Source organism: Niastella sp. sgz303648 (genome assembly GCF_059587045.1).
The window spans coordinates 949,865-972,931 of sequence record NZ_JCAPSW010000002.1; the positions used below are offsets into that span (position 1 = coordinate 949,865).

The following is a 23,067-nucleotide window of genomic DNA, read 5'->3' on the forward strand; positions in this document are numbered from 1 at the left end:
TGGAATTGCATGACTGTAATATTCATCACAATATTAGGGAGAAATATTTAGTCTACAAAATAGGTGGACTAAAAAAATAAAAAAATTCAGTGGTTGTAAAAAACAGGGTTTGCGGTTAGACTGAGGCTTTGGGAGAAAGTTTAATGAGTGTTGTGTTAATGCTTTGTGAAAGGAATAGAATAATGAGTATAAACGTGTTGGGTACGTTTTTTTCCCGTTATAACGTTGGGTAAAATTGAAGAATTATTGTTTTCAATTTTTACTACACAGGCATAGAAATTGTTAAAGATTGTTGGAATGTTTTTCATTCAATACAAAACAGTTTAACATGAAATCAATGAGAAGCTTGTTGAAATTTGCGTTGATTGCCTGCACCGGAGCAATCATTTTTTATGCGTGTTCAAAAGAAAAATCTGAAAGTACTTCAACTGTTCCTGCCGGTAAGCAGGAATTAAATCTTTTCCTTACCGATGGACCCTCATTATTCGACAAAGTATTAATCGATATCAAATCTGTAAAGGTATTGATTGATACATGCGACAAAACCCGAAAACGCCACGACCGCGATGACTGGTGCGATACAACCAAACACTGTACAGTATGGGATTCTTTAAGCATTACGCCGGGTGTATACGACCTGCTTTCATTACGTAATGGTTTAGATACTTTACTGGCCAGCGGCCTGGTAACAGATGGTAACATTGCAAAAATTGTAATTACCCTGGGCACCAACAATTCCCTGGTTAAAGACAGCGTAACTTATCCTTTGCATCTGTTTGATAACCAAACTACCATTACCATCAAATTATTTGGTGGCGACTGGGATAAGATCGCAAGCGGAAAGTATCGCTTGTGGCTCGATTTTGATGCCGGCCGTTCTATCATTCGTGTAAGAGACGGAGAGTTTTATCTGCGTCCGTTTATCAAAGCCTTTGTTGTTAAAGAATCAGGTTCGGTAAAAGGCGTAATTAAACCCGGTGATGCATGGCCGATAGTAACAGTGTACAATGCTACCGACACAGCCTATGCAATTCCCTGGTTTGATGGCCGCTTTAAAGTACGCGGGTTAGATGCGGGAACCTATTCTGTTTTTGTTAATGCTTCGAACGGTTATGCAGATACCACCATCACCGGTGTATCGGTAACACTTGATAAAGAAACAGATCTCGGAACTATTACGTTGCATAAATAATGTAAGAGCCGAAAAACTATTCCATACAAACCCTGGCAGCTGTTGGTTGCCGGGGTTTTTTTGTTTTTAGGCAGTAGGCGGTAAGGGGCAAATGTTTCAGGTTGCGGGTAACAGATTACAGGAAACCCCGAAACCCTGTGCAACCTGTAACTTGTAACCTGTAACCTGTAACGATGTATCACGGGGGCTTGTACCTTGTTCCTTGAACCTTGTATCTTTTTGTATTACCTTTGCGCCTTCATATGCTGCTTTATAAAGAATTTACGTTTGACTCGGCCCATTTTTTACCCAATGTGCCCGACAGTCATAAATGCAAAAACATTCATGGCCACACCTATCGTTTGCGTGTTTGGCTGAAAGGAAAACCCGATCCCCAACTGGGATGGATCATTGATTTTGCAGAATTGAAAAAAATCATCAAACCCGTTGTGGCTCAACTCGATCACAAACTGATGAACGATATTCCCGGCCTGCAAAACCCTACCTGCGAGCTCATTGCAGTATGGATATGGGACCAGCTAAAGCCATCGCTACAGGCCATGCACCGTATTGAGTTACATGAAACGCCTACTTCGGGGGTTATCTACGAAGGGGAGTAATTGCGATCCCACAAGTTTGAGTCCCGCTATTGGGAAGCTGAAGTCAGAAATCTGAAGTCAGAAGTCTGAAGTGAGATGTAATATGAAGTATGATATAAAATAATAGGAATGATTAAATATCAGCCTCTTCTTCTGACATCCGACCTCCGACATCAGACTTCGTGTTTACTGAAGTAATTATCAAGCGATAACGGGCCGCCTCCTTCAACCAGAAAGAACATCAGCAACAACAGAACAATAAGGGCAAAAGGAAGTTCAAACGTACCGAAGGCTTCGTGTTTGGTATTGATGAATATAATGGCGCCCATTAATATCGGAATTTGCAATAATACCGCCCAGCGCGTCAGCAATCCGATAATGATCAGAAAACCTCCCAGTAAATGCGCCCAGGTTATACCTATTACCACCCAGTCGCTGCGGTTGGCCACCAGACTGCCTTTAACCAGTTCTTCCAATGTGGAGGTGTTAACTAAAAAGAAAATGCCTTTTACAAACAGGCAAAGGCCTAATGCAACCCGTACGACTACCAGCCAACGGGGATGATGTGAAAGGCTCCACCGGTGAATTTGTTGAAGCGTACTCATGGTAACTAAGTTTATATGTTAATAAGTTAACAGGTTACACGTTAACTTAGTTAACCGGTTAACTTGTTAACCCTGTCAACATCACCACAAAGCTACACTTGTTTGGTGTATAACCTGCCGGGTAGTGCGTTAAAATTGGCTGCCTGTCAATACTTTCTTAAAACGGCGGAGTGCTAAAATAATATTCACATATAATGCGTTTTTAGCAAATTACCCGATCTTTACCCCTTTGATAAGTATCCTATAATGAGTCACCCTAAAGAGGCCCGTGTGCCTTCTGCAAAAAAATCAATTACCATGAAGAAATCTGCCTTGATCTGTACAGGCGCACTATTCGTACTCGCAGTTTCCACCTTATCGTTCAGTATGTGTAAACCGGGCAATGCCAATGGTCAAACAGCCATTGCCAATGATTCCGTTGTAAAAAAAGATACTGACGTTACAAAAGTGGTTCCTCCTCCCGTCATTCTCGACACTGCTTTATATAATGCCATGCTTGTTAAAAACACCAATGGCGATTCAAGCGGCAAATGGCCGGTAAAAGGTGTATATCCCAAAGGCGGCGCTATTCTTCCGTTTAAACGCATTGTGGCCTATTATGGAAACTTCTATTCCAAAAAGATGGGCGTATTAGGAGAATATCCCGAAAATGTGGTATTGGAGAAATTAAAAGGTGAAATAAAGAAATGGCAGGCTGCAGATACATCGCTTGAAGTGATCCCTGCTATTCATTATATAGCTGTTACAGCACAGGGCAGCGCCGGCGCCGATGGTAAATACCGTTTGCGTATGTCATCGGCCCAGATAGATAAAGCTGTGGCTATGGCCCAGAAAATCAATGCCCTGGTATTTATTGACATACAGGTTTCTCTGAGCACACTGCAGGCCGAGGTTCCTCTGCTGGAAAAATATTTGAAAATGCCTAATGTGCATTTTGGTATTGATCCGGAGTTTTCGATGAAAACAGGGGCAAAACCCGGCTCTGTAATAGGCACTATGGATGCCGAGGATGTTAACTATGTATCTGATTACCTGGCCAAACTGGTAAAAGCCAATAACCTGCCTCCCAAAATACTGGTTGTACACCGCTTTACGCAGAAAATGGTTACCAACTACCATCAGATCAAACTGCGGCCCGAAGTGCAGGTTGTGATGGATATGGACGGTTGGGGCCACCAGGCAAGGAAATTTAATACCTACAAGCAGTTTATTTATAAAGAACCTGTACAATTCACCGGTTTTAAACTCTTTTATAAAAACGACCTGCGCGAAGCCAACAGCCATGTGTTATCGCCGGCCGAAGTGCTGAAATTAAAACCTCAGCCCATATATATTCAATACCAATAATTAGTTAAGTACTTATATAATTTTAAGAGGCATCCTGCAAAGGGTGCCTTTTTGTTTTGAAAGGCGCTTCACACCGTCAAATACCAACTTTTCACATTTATCCGATTGGCTTGATTCTTGGTAAACAAAATTAAACTGTAAATCCCACCTTATATGAAGACTTTTATCCTTATGATGAAAGCCGGCTTTGTATTCGGCCTGCTTGCAATTGCCTCCTGCAAAAAGTCCGGCAACGATAACAACGACGATAACAAAACCAACGACTCAGGCGGTTCGGGTGGAGGAGATAATAACGGTGGCTCTGGTTGTACAGCTACAAAAGCCGATGCCGAGAACATCGCCATTTTTCCCACTGATAATGCATGGAATAAAGATATCTCCGGTTCTACTATTGATCCTTACAATACACAAATCATTGATGCGCTTAAAAGCTATACGATAAAAGCCGATTTTGGCAGCGGTTTATGGGAAGGCGCGCCTATCGGTATTCCGTATGTGGTGGTGTGCGGCAGTCAAACCAAATATTCGGTTACCTTTCGTGCCGATGGCGATGCTGATAATTATGGCGATGAAAGCGATAAAGGCCCTTATGCTATTCCGCTGAATGCGCCGATCGAAGGTAATGGGGCAGGGGATGCGCATGTAATATCGGTAGATAAAGAAAACAGGATCTTATACGAGCTATACAACGCCAACATAAACGGCAGTCATTGGGAAGCCTCTTCAGGAGCTATTTTTGATCTGAAAACAAATACACTGCGCACCGACGGCAATACCTCGGCCGATGCAGCCGGTTTACCGATCTTTCCGGGCCTTGTGCGATACGAAGAAGTTTTGAAAGGTGAAATTGATCACCCCATTCGATTTACGCTTGAAAAACCCAATGTAAAACCTGCCTATATTTCACCAGCCCGTCATAAGGTTAACAGCACCGGCGGACAATACTCATTGCCTTTTGGCGCCCGCATTCGATTAAAAAGCAGTTTCGATATAAGCAGCTATTCGGCTACCAACCAGATTATTTTAAAAGCCATGAAAAAATATGGATTGATCCTGGCCGATATCGGCAGCAACCTGTACATCACCGGCGCTCCCGATGACCGGTGGAATAATGATGATTTGCGAAAACTGGGGAATGTTAAGGGAAATGATTTTGAAGTGGTGAAGTTTAATTGAGAATAAGGTATAAGGTTTAAGGTTGTTTCCGGTGAATCTGGTCGCGTAAAAGAAAATTGCCGCGGCTCTTAATAGAGAAACCGCGGCAACTTTTTTATTTATTATCTTCTTTAATCCGAAATCGGATATAAGATAAGTCGGCTATTATAAAATTCAACGAACCTTAAACTTTATACTTTAAACCTTATACTCAGTCGACCTTGGTAATCTTCAACACGTTGGTAGGGATGTGCAGATGCACGGGCGTACTGCCGGTGTTTACCACTACATCGCCGGTTTTGAGGAAGCCTCTTTCTTTCAGAATTTTTATCTGGTCGAACATGATGCCATCCAGACTTTCTTCTTCATCATAAAAGAAGGCGCGCACGCCCCAGCTTAAACTCAGTTGGTTTACCAGCGTTTTTTCTTTGGTAAAAATGTATAAAGGCGAATAAGGCCGGTAGCTGCTGAGTACAAATGCGGTAAAACCGCTTTGCGTCATACCAATCAGCGCATCGGCACGGGTATCTTTAGCCAGTTTACAGGCATTATAACAAATAGCATCGCTGAGGAAAGAAGGTGAATGCGGTTGCGGTTTCAGGTCTTCTTCGCGATTGTAGCGATATTCGGTGCGCTCTACTTCAAGAATGATCTTACGCATGGTTTCAACCACCAGGGCAGGATGTTTACCGGTGGCGGTTTCACCACTGAGCATTACTGCATCGGCGCCTTCGAGCACGGCGTTGGCCACATCGGTAATTTCGCTGCGGTTTGGTTTTACGCGATCGATCATACTTTCCATCATCTGCGTAGCTACAATAACCGGCTTGGCGCGGTGAATACATTTACGAATGATATCGCGTTGGGCCATCGGTACTTTTTCAACAGGTAACTCAACCCCAAGGTCGCCACGGGCAACCATTACGCCATCTGATTCAAGAATGATATTGCGCAGGTCAAGGAGAGCCGAAGGCATTTCGATTTTGGCAATTACTTTTGATTTGCTTTTTGCATCGGCCAGGCGTTTTTTAAGATCGATAATGTCATCAACTTTACGTACAAACGACAAGGCTACCCAGTCAACTTTTTGATCAATGATAAAGTCGAGGTCGATGAGATCTTTTTCTGTTAAAGCAGGAAGCGATATTTTGGTATCGGGCAGGTTTACACCTTTTTTGGGAAGCAATATGCCGCCATAGGTTACCTTAACTTTTACTTCGCCGGCTTTGGTAATTTCAACCACCAACACTTCGAGCTTACCATCATCTATCAGTATCTTATTGCCTACTTCCACATCTTCGTGCAGGTTAGGATAGGATACATATATTTTTTCCTTGTTGCCAACTACTTTTTCTTTTGAGGTAAAGGTGAGTATATCACCGGGTTCAATCAGCAGAGCGCCGTTCTCAATTTCACCAACCCGTAATTTGGGTCCCTGCAAATCGGCCAGTATTGAAATGTTGTAAGGTTCTTTGGTATTGATTTCACGAATGTGCTCAATGATCTGTGCTTTGTTTTCATGAGTGCCGTGCGAGAAATTGAGGCGGAAGATATTTACCCCTGCCTTTACAAGCTCGAGTAATTTTTCATACGTATCACATGCGGGGCCTACGGTAGCTACAATTTTGGTTCTATGCGTACTGTGTTCAATTCCTGCTTCCTTATCCATTTCATTATGCAGGTACTTGGTAATATCTCTTGCCATTTTAAATTTTTCGCTGGTTGTTTAAATCTGATTTCTATATTTCTTTCAAACCGGTACTGCTTTGCATAAAAAATTGAATAATAAGTTTTATGCAAAACAGGGGAGTTTAGAAAGAAGTTATGTTACAAATATGGTGATTTAATACAAAACGGCAAACCTGACTGCGGGGGCAGTCAGGTTTGCAATTTTTTATTAGCTCGCAAGTATTTTTACAATCTTTATCCACTCTTCACTGATGCGTTGCTTCGATTTAACCGCTCTTTCGAGCAGGGTATAATGCATGCGATTGTTTAAAATACCTACCATTACATTATGACGGCCTTCGAGTAAAGATTCTACCGCTGCATACCCCATACGACTGGCGATAAGACGGTCGAGACAGGTGGGTGAACCGCCACGCTGAATATGTCCCAGAATACACACCCTGGTATCGGTTTGCGGAAGGCGTTCTTTAACCACTTTAGCTACTTCGTTAGCGCCGCCAAACTCATCACCCTCGGCTACTACAACCATGTTCACCAGCTTTTTACGGCGTTCTTTTTCGAGCAGCGATTCAACCAGTTCTTCAATATCAGTTTTACGTTCAGGTATCAGAATGTGTTCGGCACCTGTTGCAATACCACTGTGCAGCGCAATATAACCGGCATCGCGGCCCATTACTTCAATAATAAACAAGCGGTCGTGTGCATCGGCTGTATCGCGAATTTTATCAATGGCCTCTACAGCCGTATTTACAGCTGTGTCGAAACCAATGGTAAAGTCGGTACCGGCAATGTCTTTATCAATAGTGCCGGGTAAGCCAATACAGGGAATGTCGAACTCGCGACTGAATATATCAGCGCCTCTGAACGAACCATCACCGCCAATGATCACCAGCCCGTCGATACCCAGTTTTCTCAGATTCTCATATGCTTTCTTTCGGCCTTCAGGGGTAAAGAACTCCTTACAGCGGGCTGTTTTCAAAACGGTACCACCACGTTGAATAATGTTGGCAACGCTACGGGAGTGCATGGGTACGATGTCGTTTTCGATAATACCACTATAACCGCGCATGATTCCAAACACCTCTAAACCATAATAAATTCCGGTTCTCACAACTGCACGAATGGCGGCATTCATACCAGGAGAGTCGCCTCCTGAAGTAAGAACACCGATTTTAGTCACCTTTTTTGCCATGAAAAAAATCTGTTTTATTTAAAAATCGTCGACGGGCAATGGAAATCGTTAAATACAATTAGCTATATTTTTGAAAAGCGGCACAAAATTAAGGTTTTAGTTTGATACCCGTGTTGGCAGTACCGCCTCGCAAAGAAACAAGTAAAAATGTTTTATAAATTGATGTTTTTTTGCGCAATCACTATTTTTTTTGACCATTATTGCCTGTTTTTTAGAAGGATTAAAGTTTATAGTTCATATATAATTGTTTACAGAACAGTTACAGCCGCCAGGTGCTGTGTAACAGGAAATAAAAAAATAATATTGCAGGTTTCGTGCGGTAATAGGATTGGTTAGCAACAAGCTTAAGAATGAAACAAAACGAAATAATATAAAGACATATGAAAGTGCTTATAACAGGAGCTAACGGATTATTAGGTCAGCATCTGATAAAATTATTGCTCGAAAAAAATTACCAGGTAGTGGCAACAAGCCGTGGCGAATCGAGATTGCCCTTTACGCCCTCTGCAGGTTACACTTATCATCCGATGGATATAACCAATGCACTGGAAACCTATAGCGTCATGAATCGTGAAAAGCCCGATGTGGTGGTACATGCGGCTGCTATGACCCAGGTTGATGATTGTGAACTGCAACCGCAGCAATGTGAACGTATAAATGTTCAGGGTACTTCACAAATACTCACCGATGCAGAAACTTTTAGCGGGCACTTTATTTATGTTTCAACCGACTTTGTTTTCGACGGTGAAAAAGGAAATTATGTTGAAGAGGATGATACAAAACCAATAAGCTGGTACGGGTTCACCAAATTACAGGCCGAAAGCATGGTGCAAACAAGCGATATTCCATTTGCTATTGTTCGCACCTGTCTTGTTTATGGAAATACACTTACCGGAACGCGCAGTAATATCATTACCTGGGTAAAAGATAGTTTGCAGCAGAACAAAACCATCAGGGTTGTTACCGATCAGCTTCGAACGCCTACTTATGTCGAAGACCTTGCAAAGGGTATACTGCTTGTTATTGAAAAGAAAGCCGGAGGCATTTATCATATTTCGGGCAAAGACTGGCTTTCGCCATATGACATGGCTATAAAAACGGCCGACTGGTTTAAGCTCGATAAATCGAAAATTGAAAAAGCCAATGCTTCCAATTTTACCCAACCCGGCCGCCGCCCGTTAAAAACAGGGTTTGTGATTGAAAAAGCAAGAAAGGAGTTGGGGTATGAGCCTATATCGTTTGATGAAGCATTGAAAAAGCAATTTGATAATTAAACAATTTGAAAATTTGAAAATGAAGGCAACCACTCAGCATATTTTCAAATTAACACATTTTCAAATTTTCAAATTGCATTTAAAAAGATTTCCGCCATCATACACCGTGCACTGCCGCCCCCATTCGTTTCGATAGTTGTAATCGGCGAATGAATGATGCGATTAAAATGTTGCAGTTTTTTTACCTGTTCGGGATTGAGCGACTGATAAGCCTGGGTTGACATGATGAGCAATTTTTCGCCATCCTTATTTTGTACCTGCAACATATTGCCCGCAAAATGATTCATCTGTTCAAAACTGATTTCGATCAGTTCTTTACCGGTTTCGGCAATTGCATCCTGCACTATTTTTCTTTCTTTCAGATCGGGTAACGATTGCAAACAGATCACCACATACCGGTCGGCCACGCACATCATTACATTGGTGTGATAAATGGCTTTACCCGATGCATCAACAGCAATGAACAACACCGGCCGGTACTGCAGTTTTTTACAAAAGTCGTTAAGCACCTGTTTATTGGTGCGTGGCGAAAGGCAGGCATAGGCTATTTTATGTTCGCGGTCGAGCACCATGCTGCCCGTGCCTTCGAGGTATTGCTGATTGTTTTCGTAACCCGTGAAATCGATCGTATGGTTAATGGTAAAGCGCTGTTGTATTTTTTCGAGCACCTGCGGCTTGCGTTCGTGCCGGCGATTAACGGCAAACATCGGGTACAGGCAAACGGTGCCTGAATCGTGAAACGATATCCAGTTATTGGGAAAAATTGAATCGGGGGTATGTGGTTCAGGGGTGTCATCTACCACCAATACATCAACGCCGTTATTGCACAACAGCGTTACAAAATCATCAAACTCATTTTGTGCTTTTTGTTGTGCAGCTGCATCGGCGCCGGCCACCTGAAACGCATTGTTCACCGCTGTTTCGGCATTAAAGCCAAAATTCACCGGCCGTATCATTAATATGTGCGATGTTGTTTGCATTGTTTTGAAGAATGAAGTCGGAAGTCTGATGTCAGAAGCCCGAAGTCAGAAAAATTAAATGGTTAATAAACGCTTTTAAATTTTAAACCCATCCCGATGCCTTTATGCCTTGTTGCCTTTTTTAATGCATTGCTTACCCGCCAAAGTTTCAACGCCGGAGCACGGAGGCGGGTTGCTTCGCTGCCTTTATGCCTTGCTGCCTCTATGCCTTTTGTTTAATCCAGGTCTTCTCTCAGCAATGGCATGCTCATGCAATGAAAGCCGCCGCGGGCGCGCGATAGTTCGGCCGATGGTATCAGTATCAGCGTATCTTCCAGTTCATCAGGACTTGTTTTTTCTTTTTCAAATTGTTCAAGCAGATCTTTAACATGAACAATTTTAAAGCCTGCCTTACGGAAAGCTTCAACTGTTTTATCATTGCGGTCGTACCCTAATACAACGCCTTCTTTCAGCGCAAGCAGGTTGCATGAGTCGGTCCATTGTTCACGGGCATCGAAGGGGAACTGGTTGTTGCCGCTGTAAATGAATTTTACTTTTTCATTGCAACCGAGGTCGTTTTCACTGATATCGATCAGCAATTCTTCAAGGTTGTCGAAGTAAGTGGGATCTTCAGGATCTTTTTTTCTGAACTGAATGATGCGGATCTTATCTTCTTTTTTACTTCCTTCCAGAATACGTTCAACCGGATCGGCATCTTCGTGTTTCATTACTTTTTTAGAAAAGGCGCCCAGCATCACCCATACGTTTCGTTTTACCTGCGTAAAAATGGTATCGATGTGCATATAATCGCGCCGGCGTGGAATTTTAATAACCGTGATCTTCTTAACAATGTTTTGGGCAAACAGCATATTCACTACCTGATGCGCCGCTTCCATCGTAGTACGCTCGCTTACGCCTATGAGTATGTGATCTTTGCTAACCACCATTACATCGCCGCCTTCGAGCGTAACTTTTTTTTCATCGCCATCACGCGGCAACAGAAAATGGTGGTACGAATCGGGTATTTCAAGAATATTATCGCGATATGCTTCGAACAAAGGATGATTAAAGAAAATGTATTTGGCCAGCATGGCTTCGCGCATGCGGGCTGTTTTAGCCGGTTTGTTCAGCAATACATATTCGTTGATCACAATGCCGATGTCGCGTGTAAAAATAAAGTTCGGAATAGGAGGGAACAGCAACCGGTCGTCGTCGATAGCGCCGCTGATAATCGTTTTCGAAAGGAGTAGCGGCGACAGTTCGAGCAATTCGTTTTGCGTGGTATACGAACATCCTTCTACTGCACACACCGATGCAACCAGTTTCAGTTTTATTTCCTGGTCTTCGAGTATTTCGGCCAGCAGCCATTCCAGTTCAACTACTTTGTCGGATTTATAAAATTCAGGTTTTTCGGGTTTATAAAAATCGCGGTTGTTTTCGGTGGCATCTATTTCTTTCAGGCAGCCTTTGATCTTTTTGGGATCAAGAAAGTATAATAAAATTTTTGTGTAATAATCATATTCCTTTCTGCGCATGGTATCGAGGTGCACAATGTCTTCAAATAACCAGTCCTGCGCTTTTGAAGGAACTACTTTTCCAACACCGCTATCGGGGCTATGCACCAGCAATCGTCGTAACCGGCCTATTTCAGAAGTTACCTGAACTACCTTTTTTTCTTTTCGGGTGGTATGTATTGACATTATTTTTTTGTTTATAGGTTATGAAAATGGGGTAAAATGATGAACAGGATAGCGCATAAACGAATGCTACTTCAGTTGATACACTAAAAATAATGATGGGTGCACTACGGTACACAGTAGCCATTCACCGGCAATACTGAGGCGGCGAAGAATGAAATGCGGGAGAAGCGTTTTGCGGCAAGCTGCATAGCATTATTTTACCGGTTCAAAGATAGGATTTTTGACCAATAGGCAATTGGCAAAGGACAATTGGCATATTTGCCTATTGCCCTATTGATTATTGTTTATTGAACTATGATCCGGATCATAAAGGATGAGTAATCCTTGATAGAATTTTACAGAAAATATATAACATGCAAGTTTATAAAGATCATACATTGGCCTCAATTGTATCGGATATGCACCAGGCCGCAGCGGTTTTTGAAAGATATCATCTTGATTTTTGCTGTAAAGGAAAGCGAACGTTACAGCAGGCCTGTGACGAAAACAATATTTCCGTTGAACCGGTAGTGGCCGAATTGGAGCAGGTGGCCGATACCGAAAGTTCGGTTCAGGACCATATGCTGGCGGCCATGACGGCCGATCAGTTGGTTGATTATATAATTCTGAAACATCATTTCTATGTAAAGCAGGCCATGCCTATCATTTTTCATCATGTACAAAAAGTGGCCCTGAAACACGGCGATCGTTTTCCGTACATGCAGCAGGTATTTCATTTATTTGCCACCATACAGCAGGAAATGGATAGTCATATGCAAAAAGAAGAAAAAGTGTTATTCCCGCGTATTAAGGAAGTGGAGAAAGCCACCAAAAATGATCAGCTCATTTCAGCAAACAATATCGGTTATGTAAGCCAGCCCATTCAAATGATGGAGAACGAACATGAGGAAGCCGGCTCCCTGATGGCCGAAATTCGCCGGTTAACGAACGATTATACTCCTCCCGAAGGCGCGTGTACTACCTTTCGCATCAGTTTGGCCGAATTAAAAGAGTTTGAAGAAGATCTGCACCGGCATGTGCATCTGGAAAATAATATTCTTTTTCCCAGAGCATTGCAGCTGATGCAATAGCAGAGCTATTACGAATTACCTGGCAGGCTAAGGGAAGTAGAGGAAAATGAGAAAAATGAGAAATCGGCTTCTCTTTTTTCTCTTTTAAGCGCTTAGCCAAAAAATAATGCGAACAGTTGTTAGTTTTTGCAATGAATTCTGTTATTTTTGCGCCCAGTTATTAAATTCGTAGTATGCAATTTCAACTTAGTGAAGAACATTTGATGATTCAACGGGCGGCCCGAGATTTCGCCCAGAGCGAATGCCTGCCCGGTGTTATTGAAAGAGATGAACACCAGAAATTTCCCCGTGAACAAATTCTGAAACTGGCCGAGCTTGGCTTTATGGGCATGATGGTTGACCCCGAATACGGTGGCGCCGGTATGGATACCATAAGCTATGTGCTTGCTATGGAAGAGATCAGTAAAATTGATGCCAGCGTAAGCGTTTGTATGAGTGTAAACAACAGTTTGGTAAGCTGGGGGCTTGAGAAATATGGTTCCGAAGAACAAAAACAAAAATACCTCGTGCCGCTTGCTCAGGGCCGTAAAAACGGAGACCTGTATATAGGCGCATTTTTATTGAGCGAACCCGAAGCCGGTAGTGATGCAACCTCGCAACATACTACCGCCGAAGATAAAGGAGATTATTATTTATTAAACGGAACCAAAAACTGGATCACCAACGGTTCCTCTGCGTCGGTTTATCTCGTAATGGCGCAGTCTGATGTGGCAAAAGGAAGCAAAGGCATCAATGTTTTTATTGTTGAAAAAAGCTGGCCCGGCGTAACCGTGGGCGCCAAAGAAAATAAACTCGGTATTCGCGGCAGCGATACCCATAGCATTATATTCAATGATGTAAAAGTGCCCAAAGAGAACCGTATCGGCGGCGATGGGTTTGGATTTACATTCGCCATGAAAACCCTTGCCGGCGGCCGCATTGGTATTGCTTCACAGGCATTGGGTATTGCCAGCGGCGCCTATGAACTGGCTTTAAAATATTCCAAAGAAAGAAAAGCTTTTGGTAAAGAGATCATGCATCACCAGGCCATTCAGTTTAAGCTGGCCGATATGGCTACCCGTGTTGAATGCGCCCGTTTATTATGTTTAAAAGCTGCCTGGGAAAAAGACCAGCATCTTGATTATACAGTAAGTTCCTCAATGGCCAAGGTATTTGCCAGTGAAGCTGCTATGTGGGCAACCGTAGAAGCAGTACAAATTCACGGTGGCTACGGATACGTAAAGGAATACCATGTTGAGCGCCTCATGCGCGACGCCAAAATTACCCAGATTTACGAAGGCACCAGCGAAGTGCAAAGGATCGTGATCAGCCGGTCGATATTGAAGTGATAGTTAATTTGAAAATGTGCAAATTTGAAAATGGGAATTTCCCATAAACAATACTTCCTGCCTGTTCATTTTTATTCTTTGTTTATTGCTATTTAATATGCATAAAGCTTAATAGGCTATTCGCCCTACCTTTGGCACAAATATTAAAGTATTTGTTGATTAAATAGCTCATTTCATGGCCGTTAATACAGAAGCATATCTGAAAATAAGCGAGGAATTAATACCCCGGCAGGTTACCCTGGTTGCAGTTTCAAAAACAAAACCGGTAACTGATATACAGGAATTGTACAATATGGGGCAGCGTGATTTCGGTGAAAATTATGTACAGGAACTGGGCGAAAAACATTTGCAGTTGCCAAATGATATCCGCTGGCATTTTATAGGACACCTGCAATCGAACAAAGTAAAATACATAGCTCCGTTCGTGCATCTGATACATGGGGTAGATAGCTATAAACTGCTGCTTGAAATCGATAAGCAGGCACGAAAAGCTGAAAGGGTTATCAACTGCCTGTTACAGGTGCACATTGCACAGGAAGAAACCAAATTCGGTTTTAATGAAGAAGAATTAATGTCGGCTATGCAAGACATTTATAAATATAAATTAATGGATCAGCTGAAAAACGTGGAGGTAACCGGGTTAATGGGCATGGCATCTTTAACCGAAAATATTGAACAGGTACGCAAGGAATTTAAATACCTGAAACTGCTTTTTGACCAATGCAAACAGCTACCGGGGCACCCTAATCTAAATACCCTGTCACTGGGCATGAGTAGTGATTATCAGGTAGCTATAGAAGAAGGAAGTAATATGATACGTGTTGGTAGCCTGTTATTTGGCGCCCGCGGCAATTAGCTTATCGGTTTTTACAGTTAATTCATCGGATATTTGGATACAAACATCGAATTGATTCTTCAATCGCCACTTACCAGTATATCTTTGACTTACATAATTAAATAGTGTTTTTCATAGGTTATTGATTAATGGTAAAGGGCTGTGTCTACAGCTCTTTTTTCTTTTATACCCATTTCAAACCGCTGCTACATTATAACCCGTAAGGGTAAACCTGTAAATTGTGTTCCCGCACTTATAAGCATTTCGTCAGGTAAAGCCTGTCATTGGTGTAAGGGCACATCACCTGCCGATTTTGTATATTTAATTTACACGCGTTAAACAGGCTAAAACAGCCTTAAAAGTCGATTTGCCGGCTTATTTGACTATTTGTCCAATTTATGAACACAAGCCATTTTATTCAGCGTTACAAACTGCACCACCTGTTGCTGTGGGCGGTATTGTTCTTTGGCTGGCATTTTTTCCGGTACCAGGATTATCCTGCCGCCATAGGCTTGTGGATCACCTTTATAAAGGTGGCCGATCTGGCCCTGATGGTATATGTAACCAATTATCTGCTGATACCCGGGTTGTTGTATAAAAAACGATATGGGTTGTTTGCATTGCTGCTTATAGTGATCGTTTTTGTATTCAGCATTACAAAAATGCATATCGAAGCGTGGTTGATGCATACCTCCTTTGATATATGGGACCGGTTTAAAGTACGGGCATATGATAATGTAATTCCTCATTTTTTGCTGGTAAGCACCGGCGCGGCCATCAAATTATTAGTTGATTATGCCAATGCACAACGGCGGCTGGGCGAAATGGCCAGAGAGAAAGCCGAAACCGAATTGAATTTTCTGAAGTCGCAGATCAATCCGCATTTCCTGTTCAATTCAATTAACACCATTTATTTTTTGATCGATAAACAAAACGCCAATGCCCGCAACACCCTGCTGCAACTTGCCGATCTGCTGCGTTATCAGCTATATGATTGTACCAACGATACTATTGAAATAGAAAAAGAAGTACGTTATCTGCAGGATTATATCCGTTTGCAGGAATTGCGTAAAGATCATCAATACGAGGTTGGTATGAGGGTAGGGGATACGGTAAAAGGTTTTCGAATTACCCCGCTGTTGCTGATCCCTTTTGTTGAAAATGCGTTTAAACATATTTCACATCATGCCATTGATCGTAACTTTATTCAGGTTGAATTAACCGGCAATAATGGAATGTTGCACTTTACAGTAGAAAACTCGAAAGACGATAAGCAGCGAAAAACCGAACCTGCCGGTGGCATTGGCCTGGCGAATGTAAAACGGCGGCTTGAATTATTATACCCCGGTAAACACGAGTTACATATATCGAACAATGCACAAATATTTAAAGTAGAACTCAACCTGTTTCTTTCATGACACTCCGATGCATTATCATAGATGATGAGCCCATTGCCCGCCAGGGTTTAAAGGAGTATATACAGGATGCAGGCTTTTTGCAACTGGCCGGTGAGTTCGACAACCCGTTAAAGGCGGCTGATTTGCTGATGCATGAAAAAATCGACTTGCTTTTTCTTGATATCCAGATGCCGAAGATGACGGGTATGGAATTTCTTAAAACACTGACTCACCCGCCGATGGTGATATTCACCACGGCCTATCCGCAATATGCCGTAGAAGGTTTTGAATGGAATGCTATTGATTACCTGCTGAAGCCTTTTTCGTTTGAACGTTTCTGGAAGGCGGTTACAAAAGCGCGAAACATGCAGGAAGCCATTACACAACCTGCCGCCACTGCGAACCCACAACCTGATTACTTCTTTATAAAAAGCGATAATAAGCTGGTTAAAATAGCCTACGATGATATTTTATTTGTAGAAGCATTACAGAACTATGTAGCCGTTTATACCACCGGAAAGAAGTACATCACTTATCTCACCTTTCATAGTATTTCAGAACATTTACATGCTACCCGGTTTATTCGTACACATAAATCGTACATCGTAGCGGCCGGTAAGGTTGAAAGTATAGAAGGTAATGAAATAACCATCGGCAACCATCATATTCCCATCAGTCGCACCGAACGCGAAACCGTGCTGCAACAGCTGATTCAGAACCGCCTGCTGAGGCGATAATAAACAGCATATTGTGGCGTATATCCCTGCCCGCCTGTGTTACGCAAATATTATTTTTAATCACATTTACACTTTTGGGTTACTTTTTGACGTTTTTTGTATAAATTGCATACGAATTAAAGGTTCTTTTAACTCCTCTATCGAAACGGTGCTTGTTCCCACTCGAAACGCTGCTTGTCTTCTCTTGTAAATCAATGGCTTGCCTTCTATTTAAAACGATTTGCTTTCATATTATTCTTTTTTTACTTAAAAAACATGAATATGAAAACAATCATGCTAAGCACACGCACATTAGGAAAGAAAATGGTAATGATGTTGTTAGTGGCTGTTATCACGCTCACTACAGCTACAGCCAACACTTCAGATTCAACTATTGATGATGAAAACGCTTCGGTATCGTGCCTGAAAATGGAAGAAGGGCAGGTGTATTTCAACGTAAAATTCGAAAATGCCGATGGTGGCCGTTTCGACATCATCGTAAATGATGCAACCGGCGACAATCTGTATCGTGGAACTTTTACCGGAAAGAACTTTAATAAAGTTTTCAGAGCTCCGGTCGACAATGGTAAACTGGTTGTAATTATCCGCGATACCAAAGATAAAACCAACCATATGTTCGAGCTTACTACCGAGTCGAAAATGGTACAGCAGATTTATGTAAAAAGAATGTAATTGCCGTATACCTTCATGGGTTTCATTCTGGTTTAGCCAGGATGAAACCAAACATGGTGGTAGTATGTTTGAGGCGCAGAATTATGTAAATTTGCCAAATTCAATCAATTGAAGTATGGCAGATATTACAACACCGGAAGAAAAAAGTCTGAATTTTATTGAGGAGATTATTGAGGAGCATCTGAAGTCGGGGAAGTATCCTTCGATAGTTACCCGTTTTCCGCCCGAACCCAATGGCTATTTGCACATTGGTCATGCTTCGAGCATTTGTTTAAATTTCGGGCTTACCAAAAAATATCCCGGTTTTACCAATCTTCGTTTTGATGATACCAACCCGGTTACCGAAGAAACGGAATATGTTGAGAGCATTAAAGACGATATTCGCTGGCTGGGTTTTACCTGGAAAAACGAATTATACGCGTCGGATTATTTTGATACGCTCTATGAATACGCCCTTACGCTGATTCGCAAAGGGCTGGCCTATGTTGATGACAGCACCTCGGAAGCAATCGCTGCCATGAAAGGCACGCCTACCGAACCTGGTAAAGACAGTCCATTCCGTTCCCGCTCCATTGAAGAAAATCTTGATTTGTTTGGCCGCATGAAAAATGGTGAGTTCCCCGATGGCTCACGAACATTGCGTGCAAAGATCGACATGGCGCATACGAATATGCTCATGCGCGATCCTGTGCTGTATCGTATTAAACATGCGCACCACCACCGCACCGGTGACAAATGGTGTATTTATCCCATGTACGATATGGCGCACGGGCAAAGTGATTCTATTGAAAATATTACACACTCTATTTGTACCCTTGAGTTCGTTCCCCATCGTGAGTTGTACGACTGGCTGATCGATAAACTGGGCATTTACCCTTCGCATCAGTACGAATTTGCACGCCGTAACATGAACTATACGGTAACCAGCAAAAGAAAGCTGCTGCAACTGGTAAACGACAAATATGTTACGGGATGGGATGATCCGCGTATGCCAACTATCACTGGTTTACGCAGGGCCGGATATACGCCTGAAAGCATTCGCGAATTTTGCGAACGCATTGGCATTGCCAAAAGAGAGAACATGATCGATGTGTCGCTGCTGGAATTTTGTGTACGCGAACACCTGAACAAAGTGGCGCAACGCCGCATGGTGGTGTTCGATCCGGTGAAAATTGTGCTTACGAATTATCCTGCCGACGGTGCGGTTGAAATATTTAAAAGCGAAGACAATCCCGAAGATCCCAATACGACTTACCGCGAAATTCCGTTTAGCCGTGAATTGTATATCGAGCGAGAAGATTTCATGGAAAATCCGCCGAAGAAGTTTTTCCGCCTGGCGCCGGGTCAAATGGTGCGTTTGAAAAGCGCCTACATCATCAAATGTGAAGAAGTGATCAAAGACAGCAACGGAAAAATCACCGAACTGCATTGCACTTACATTCCTGAAAGTAAAAGCGGCGCCGATACTTCAGGTATTCATGTAAAAGGCACCCTGCATTGGGTAAGCGTGCCACAGGCTATTGCCGTTGAAGTGCGTTTATACGACCGGCTTTTCAGGGTTGAAAATCCTGCCAGTGAAGAAGGTGATTTTAAAGATTATATCAACCCCAATTCATTACAGGTTATCAGCAGTGCCTATGCTGAACCTTCGCTGAAAAACGCCCGCTTTAACGACCGGTACCAGTTTTTGCGCAAAGGTTATTTCTGCATGGATAAAGATACCTCAGAAGAAAAACTGGTGTTTAACAGAACGGTTACGTTGAAAGATACCTGGGCGAAAGAGCAGAAGAAGAGTTAGCAATTGGCATCATTAACTACTTTTAAAATGGGGGTATTGATGATATCCCCATTTGTTTTTTTAGGCGCGCTCAACAGCTCCTGTTGTTCTTTCGCTTTGCCGATATAATAGTACAGTTCGTAATGGGCAATAATATTGGGGTCAATGCCATAATTCATCAGTTCGGTAATGGTGATACCCGAAGCGTGCATGCGGGCTGTAAATTCATCGGCATGCCGTTCAAATAACTCGGGCAGGGCAATGTCTTTCAGCAATTTTGCCTGAATGGAGTTCGACATGAGCAGGTTATCGATGAGGTGCGACTGGTGTTTTATCTTACTTTTTAATCTTCTTTCCCCGGCAATGGTGATTTTAAGCATTTGCAAATAGAAAATGCCGGTTATACAAACGCCTATGATCAGCCAGTGAACATGATTGAAAATTAATTGTCTTATAGCAGGCGTAAAAACGGCTGTAACAAAAAATATAAGCGCTAATATAATTTGCACCAGGTTAGCATGATGCGTTCGCATAATTGTTGTTTTGGTTTTGTATCTGAAGGCTCTGGTACAAGATACAGCGCTATCGATGATTGTGATATCGCTTAAATGAGTAGAAGTCTGAAGTCGGAAGTCCGACGACTGTACCTGGATTATATTTGAATAAGCAAAGGGGAATAATTTTCCGGGTTCTATCCGACTTCAGACCTCTGACATCGCTTCTTCAGACTTCAGACCTCTGACTTCCGACTTCATTTTTTCGCTTTCGCATAATCAAACACCATATTGCAAAACGCTTTCACCCCTACATCGAGCCGACTATCGTCGATGTAAAAATCGGGCGTGTGATGGGCGGGCGCTTTTTCTTTATCAGCTCCTTTGGGCATGCCGCCGATGTATATAAAAAAGGCTGGTGCTTTTTCTCCGTAATACGAAAAGTCTTCGGAACCGGTTACCCATTCGCGTTCCTTTACGTTTTCTTTACCGGCTGTTCTTTCAAGCGTAGGCACCATCATTTTAACCAGTGCAGGATCATTATAGGTTACCAGCGTTTTGGTATCGATGGTCACTTCGGCCGTAGCGCCCAGCGCCGAGGCAATAGTGGTAGCTACCTTACGAATGCGTTCATGGGTTTCTTTTTGCATTTTGCTGTCTAATGTGCGGATAGTGCCCTGCAGCACAGCTTCTTCGGGAATGATGTTAGGCCGAACACCGCTGTGAAATTTACCAACGGTAATCACTACAGGCGCTTTCGTAAGTTCAGATTGACGGCTTACAATGGTTTGCAGCGCATTTACAATTTCGGCGCCCACCACAACAGGGTCAACGCCCTTCCACGGTTGTGAACCATGGCTTTGTTTTCCTTTGATGGTAATGGTGAACCAGTCGGAAGATGCCATAAAAGCGCCGGATTTATATTCAAAGGTTCCTGCTTCAATATCTGCTTCGATGTGCATGCCAAATACAGCATCCACTTTCGGATTATCCATACAACCTTCTTTAACCATTAAAGGAGCGCCTCCTTCTTCATTTCCTGGAGGACCTTCTTCGGCCGGTTGAAAAAAGAATTTAACGGTACCGGGCACATCTTTCTTCATCGATGATAATACTTCTGCTGCCCCCATCAGCATGGCCACATGACTATCATGACCGCAGGCATGCATCACCGGTACAGTGTCGCCCATGTATTCGGCCCGTACAGTTGATTTAAATGGAACGTCAACCCGCTCTTTTACAGGTAATGCATCCATATCGGCCCGTAAAGCCACAACAGGCCCGGGCATACCACCCTTTAAAATGGCCACAATACCGGTTTTGGCAACACCAGTCTTTACTTCAAGTCCCAGTTTTTTCAGGTAAGCGGCAATATATTCAGCGGTATGGTATTCGCGGTTCGAAAGTTCAGGGTGCTGGTGCAGGTACCGGCGCCACTCAATAACCTGCGGTAAAATGGCCGCAGCCTTTTGGTCGATAACCCCTTGCTGGTTTTGCTGGCTAAAGCAGGTTATTGCTGCCATCAGTAATACAGGAAAAGCCAATTGTTTAGGTAAGCGTTTAAAAAACTGCATTGGTTTTATTTTGCTGAATGTAAAAAAAAATTATGAGTTACAGCCTTAACTAAGTGAATGATTTTTAAGGTTCTGCATTTATTACTTATCATGTGGGTAATTACTTGCCCTACATATGTAATAAGTAAAAATGTTTACCGTTTAATAAAGGCTTTAACCCTGAAAACTGTTCCCGAGATGCCCGTACCCAAAAACCAATCTGCCGATTTTGGCAGGCGATCGCCATGGTCGTTACCCTTTTTTAAACCCTTAGGCAGCACATTGCTGCTAATTGCTTCATCTGTTTTTGCCAATTCACAATCAATAGGTGCCTGGACTTTTAATAACACATTAGCCGGAACAGGCAGTACGTATAATACTGTTTCTACGGCGGCTTTTGGCCCCGGCATTCCTACTGTTGCCTATAACGGAGGGGTTGAATATTTTGGCGAAGGCGGCTGGCCTACCGGCGGTGCATTGAACACAAATAGTTATTTACAGTTCAGTATTAGTCCCAATACAGGCTATGAATTAAATTTAACCGATATTACTTTACGCATACGTCGCAGCAATACCGGATCCCCTGCCGGTTCGGGCCCTACCCAATGGAGCTTGCGATCGAGCCTTGATGGCTATACCACCGATATAGCATCGGGCAGCATGACTCATAACTACAGCAACTACAATGTTGCATTAACCGGTTATTTGAATATTTACACAACGGTTACATTCCGTTTGTACGGATATAATGTAAGTATAGCATCGGGCGGTTTAAGCCGGCTGGTAGCAGATTATGTCAGTATACAGGGAATTTCTTCGGTATTGCCTATGCGATTATCGAATTTTACTGCTGAACTGAATAAAGAAAAAAGTATCGATGTAAACTGGCAAATGAACAACGTTGTGAAAGGTTCACAGTTTCACGTGCAGCGGTCGATTGACGGGGTTGAGTTTACCACTATAAACAGTTTTACCGAAACCGATGACAAATTATCAGGCTCATACAGTTATAGCGATGCTGCTTTTGCTGCCGGTGAGGAACATATATTTTACAGGATTAAAGTAAGTGAACCAAACGGCTGGACTTATTTTACCCCATTGGTAAAGGTTAGTACAAAAACAGTACAAAAAACTTTGTTTAATTATACAAGTCTGCATGGACAATCGTTGATCGCCTCTCTGCAGGTGCCCGAAAACGCTACCTATTCGGTTATGCTGATAACTGCCAATGGTATAGTGATACAAAAAAAATCAGCCAATTTGCAAATAGGTACAAATGTGCTTACGCTTGAATTATCTAAACTGGCTCATGGAACATACAGCATAAGCGTGTTCAATAAACAAGTTGCTGCAACCAAACGGTTTGTTTATTAATGGAGGCCTGATCAAAAGGGTAGGGGCGGGGGCAGATTTTACGGTTTGTAACGGATTAAATTTCAATATTTAATAATTAGATCAAATAATTAATTGTTGCAACGAAATAGGTAACAGGCTTATTTCGTTTTGTTATTTT

Annotated in this window: 20 protein-coding genes; 13 read left to right on the plus strand and 7 right to left on the minus strand. The window is 42.5% G+C overall.

From position 1 onward, the window contains the following. Positions 1-328: 328 nt before the first annotated feature. Together AC59IL_RS08400 and queD are read left to right on the plus strand one after the other, a co-directional pair. On the plus strand, positions 329-1,192 hold the full coding sequence (locus tag AC59IL_RS08400; RefSeq protein WP_496551658.1) for a DUF4382 domain-containing protein: 864 nt from the start codon (positions 329-331) through the stop codon (positions 1,190-1,192). A 242-nt stretch (positions 1,193-1,434) separates the two neighbouring features. Further along, complete coding sequence (gene queD / locus AC59IL_RS08405; protein WP_496551659.1) at positions 1,435-1,791, plus strand: 6-carboxytetrahydropterin synthase QueD; 357 nt, start codon at positions 1,435-1,437, stop codon at positions 1,789-1,791. 152 nt (positions 1,792-1,943) lie between these two features. Here queD and AC59IL_RS08410 read toward each other — a convergent pair whose 3' ends face one another. After that, positions 1,944-2,375 (minus strand): DoxX family protein, encoded by a 432-nt coding sequence (locus AC59IL_RS08410; protein ID WP_496551660.1) that lies wholly within the window; start codon positions 2,373-2,375, stop codon positions 1,944-1,946. Between the two features lie 297 nt (positions 2,376-2,672). Here AC59IL_RS08410 and AC59IL_RS08415 point away from each other — a divergent pair, with 297 nt between their 5' ends. Continuing rightward, positions 2,673-3,722, plus strand: a complete 1,050-nt coding sequence (locus tag AC59IL_RS08415; RefSeq protein ID WP_496551661.1) for a hypothetical protein — start codon at positions 2,673-2,675, stop codon at positions 3,720-3,722. Between the two features lie 153 nt (positions 3,723-3,875). After that, complete coding sequence (locus AC59IL_RS08420) at positions 3,876-4,898, plus strand: hypothetical protein (RefSeq protein ID WP_496551662.1); 1,023 nt, start codon at positions 3,876-3,878, stop codon at positions 4,896-4,898. Positions 4,899-5,088: 190 nt separating this feature from the next. Here AC59IL_RS08420 and pyk read toward each other — a convergent pair whose 3' ends face one another. Further along, positions 5,089-6,582: a pyruvate kinase gene (gene pyk / locus AC59IL_RS08425; RefSeq protein ID WP_496551663.1), complete on the minus strand. Its 1,494-nt coding sequence runs from the start codon at positions 6,580-6,582 to the stop codon at positions 5,089-5,091. Between the two features lie 192 nt (positions 6,583-6,774). Further along, positions 6,775-7,758, minus strand: a complete 984-nt coding sequence (pfkA, locus tag AC59IL_RS08430) for a 6-phosphofructokinase (RefSeq protein ID WP_496551664.1) — start codon at positions 7,756-7,758, stop codon at positions 6,775-6,777. A 380-nt stretch (positions 7,759-8,138) separates the two neighbouring features. Between pfkA and AC59IL_RS08435 the strand changes: the two genes are divergently transcribed. Beyond that, entirely contained in the window at positions 8,139-9,032 is an 894-nt protein-coding gene (locus AC59IL_RS08435) for an SDR family oxidoreductase (RefSeq protein ID WP_496551665.1), read from the plus strand. A 68-nt stretch (positions 9,033-9,100) separates the two neighbouring features. Here the strand turns inward: AC59IL_RS08435 and ctlX are convergent, their stop codons facing one another. Continuing rightward, complete coding sequence (gene ctlX / locus AC59IL_RS08440; RefSeq protein WP_496551666.1) at positions 9,101-10,012, minus strand: citrulline utilization hydrolase CtlX; 912 nt, start codon at positions 10,010-10,012, stop codon at positions 9,101-9,103. A 215-nt stretch (positions 10,013-10,227) separates the two neighbouring features. Further along, positions 10,228-11,691: an arginine deiminase family protein gene (locus AC59IL_RS08445; protein ID WP_496551667.1), complete on the minus strand. Its 1,464-nt coding sequence runs from the start codon at positions 11,689-11,691 to the stop codon at positions 10,228-10,230. A 353-nt stretch (positions 11,692-12,044) separates the two neighbouring features. On the opposite strand from AC59IL_RS08445, the gene ric reads away from it, so the two are divergent. The 7 genes from ric to AC59IL_RS08480 all read left to right on the plus strand — a co-directional run bounded on the left by ric (position 12,045) and on the right by AC59IL_RS08480 (position 19,528). Continuing rightward, the gene (gene ric, locus AC59IL_RS08450; protein WP_496551668.1) at positions 12,045-12,761 is read left to right on the plus strand and encodes an iron-sulfur cluster repair di-iron protein; all 717 of its coding nucleotides are present in this window, start codon (positions 12,045-12,047) and stop codon (positions 12,759-12,761) included. A 173-nt stretch (positions 12,762-12,934) separates the two neighbouring features. Next, positions 12,935-14,089 (plus strand): acyl-CoA dehydrogenase family protein, encoded by a 1,155-nt coding sequence (locus tag AC59IL_RS08455; RefSeq protein ID WP_496551669.1) that lies wholly within the window; start codon positions 12,935-12,937, stop codon positions 14,087-14,089. A gap of 175 nt (positions 14,090-14,264) precedes the next feature. After that, the gene (locus AC59IL_RS08460) at positions 14,265-14,945 is read left to right on the plus strand and encodes a YggS family pyridoxal phosphate-dependent enzyme (protein ID WP_496551670.1); all 681 of its coding nucleotides are present in this window, start codon (positions 14,265-14,267) and stop codon (positions 14,943-14,945) included. A 377-nt stretch (positions 14,946-15,322) separates the two neighbouring features. Further along, a complete protein-coding gene (locus AC59IL_RS08465) occupies positions 15,323-16,342 on the plus strand; it encodes a sensor histidine kinase (RefSeq protein WP_496551671.1) in 1,020 nt (339 codons plus the stop codon). Next, complete coding sequence (locus AC59IL_RS08470) at positions 16,339-17,058, plus strand: LytR/AlgR family response regulator transcription factor (protein WP_496551672.1); 720 nt, start codon at positions 16,339-16,341, stop codon at positions 17,056-17,058. The genes AC59IL_RS08465 and AC59IL_RS08470 overlap by 4 nt, the downstream gene beginning before the upstream one ends. Positions 17,059-17,319: 261 nt before the next feature. After that, entirely contained in the window at positions 17,320-17,730 is a 411-nt protein-coding gene (locus AC59IL_RS08475) for a hypothetical protein (RefSeq protein ID WP_496551673.1), read from the plus strand. A 115-nt stretch (positions 17,731-17,845) separates the two neighbouring features. Further along, positions 17,846-19,528, plus strand: coding sequence for a glutamine--tRNA ligase/YqeY domain fusion protein (locus tag AC59IL_RS08480; protein ID WP_496551674.1), 1,683 nt, complete (start codon positions 17,846-17,848; stop codon positions 19,526-19,528). Here the strand turns inward: AC59IL_RS08480 and AC59IL_RS08485 are convergent. Together AC59IL_RS08485 and AC59IL_RS08490 are read right to left on the minus strand one after the other, a co-directional pair. Beyond that, positions 19,525-20,040: a hypothetical protein gene (locus tag AC59IL_RS08485; RefSeq protein ID WP_496551675.1), complete on the minus strand. Its 516-nt coding sequence runs from the start codon at positions 20,038-20,040 to the stop codon at positions 19,525-19,527. The genes AC59IL_RS08480 and AC59IL_RS08485 overlap by 4 nt on opposite strands. A gap of 218 nt (positions 20,041-20,258) precedes the next feature. Next, entirely contained in the window at positions 20,259-21,575 is a 1,317-nt protein-coding gene (locus AC59IL_RS08490; RefSeq protein ID WP_496551676.1) for an amidohydrolase, read from the minus strand. A gap of 177 nt (positions 21,576-21,752) precedes the next feature. On the opposite strand from AC59IL_RS08490, the gene AC59IL_RS08495 reads away from it, so the two are divergent. Further along, entirely contained in the window at positions 21,753-22,928 is a 1,176-nt protein-coding gene (locus tag AC59IL_RS08495; RefSeq protein WP_496551677.1) for a T9SS type A sorting domain-containing protein, read from the plus strand. Positions 22,929-23,067 lie beyond the last annotated feature (139 nt).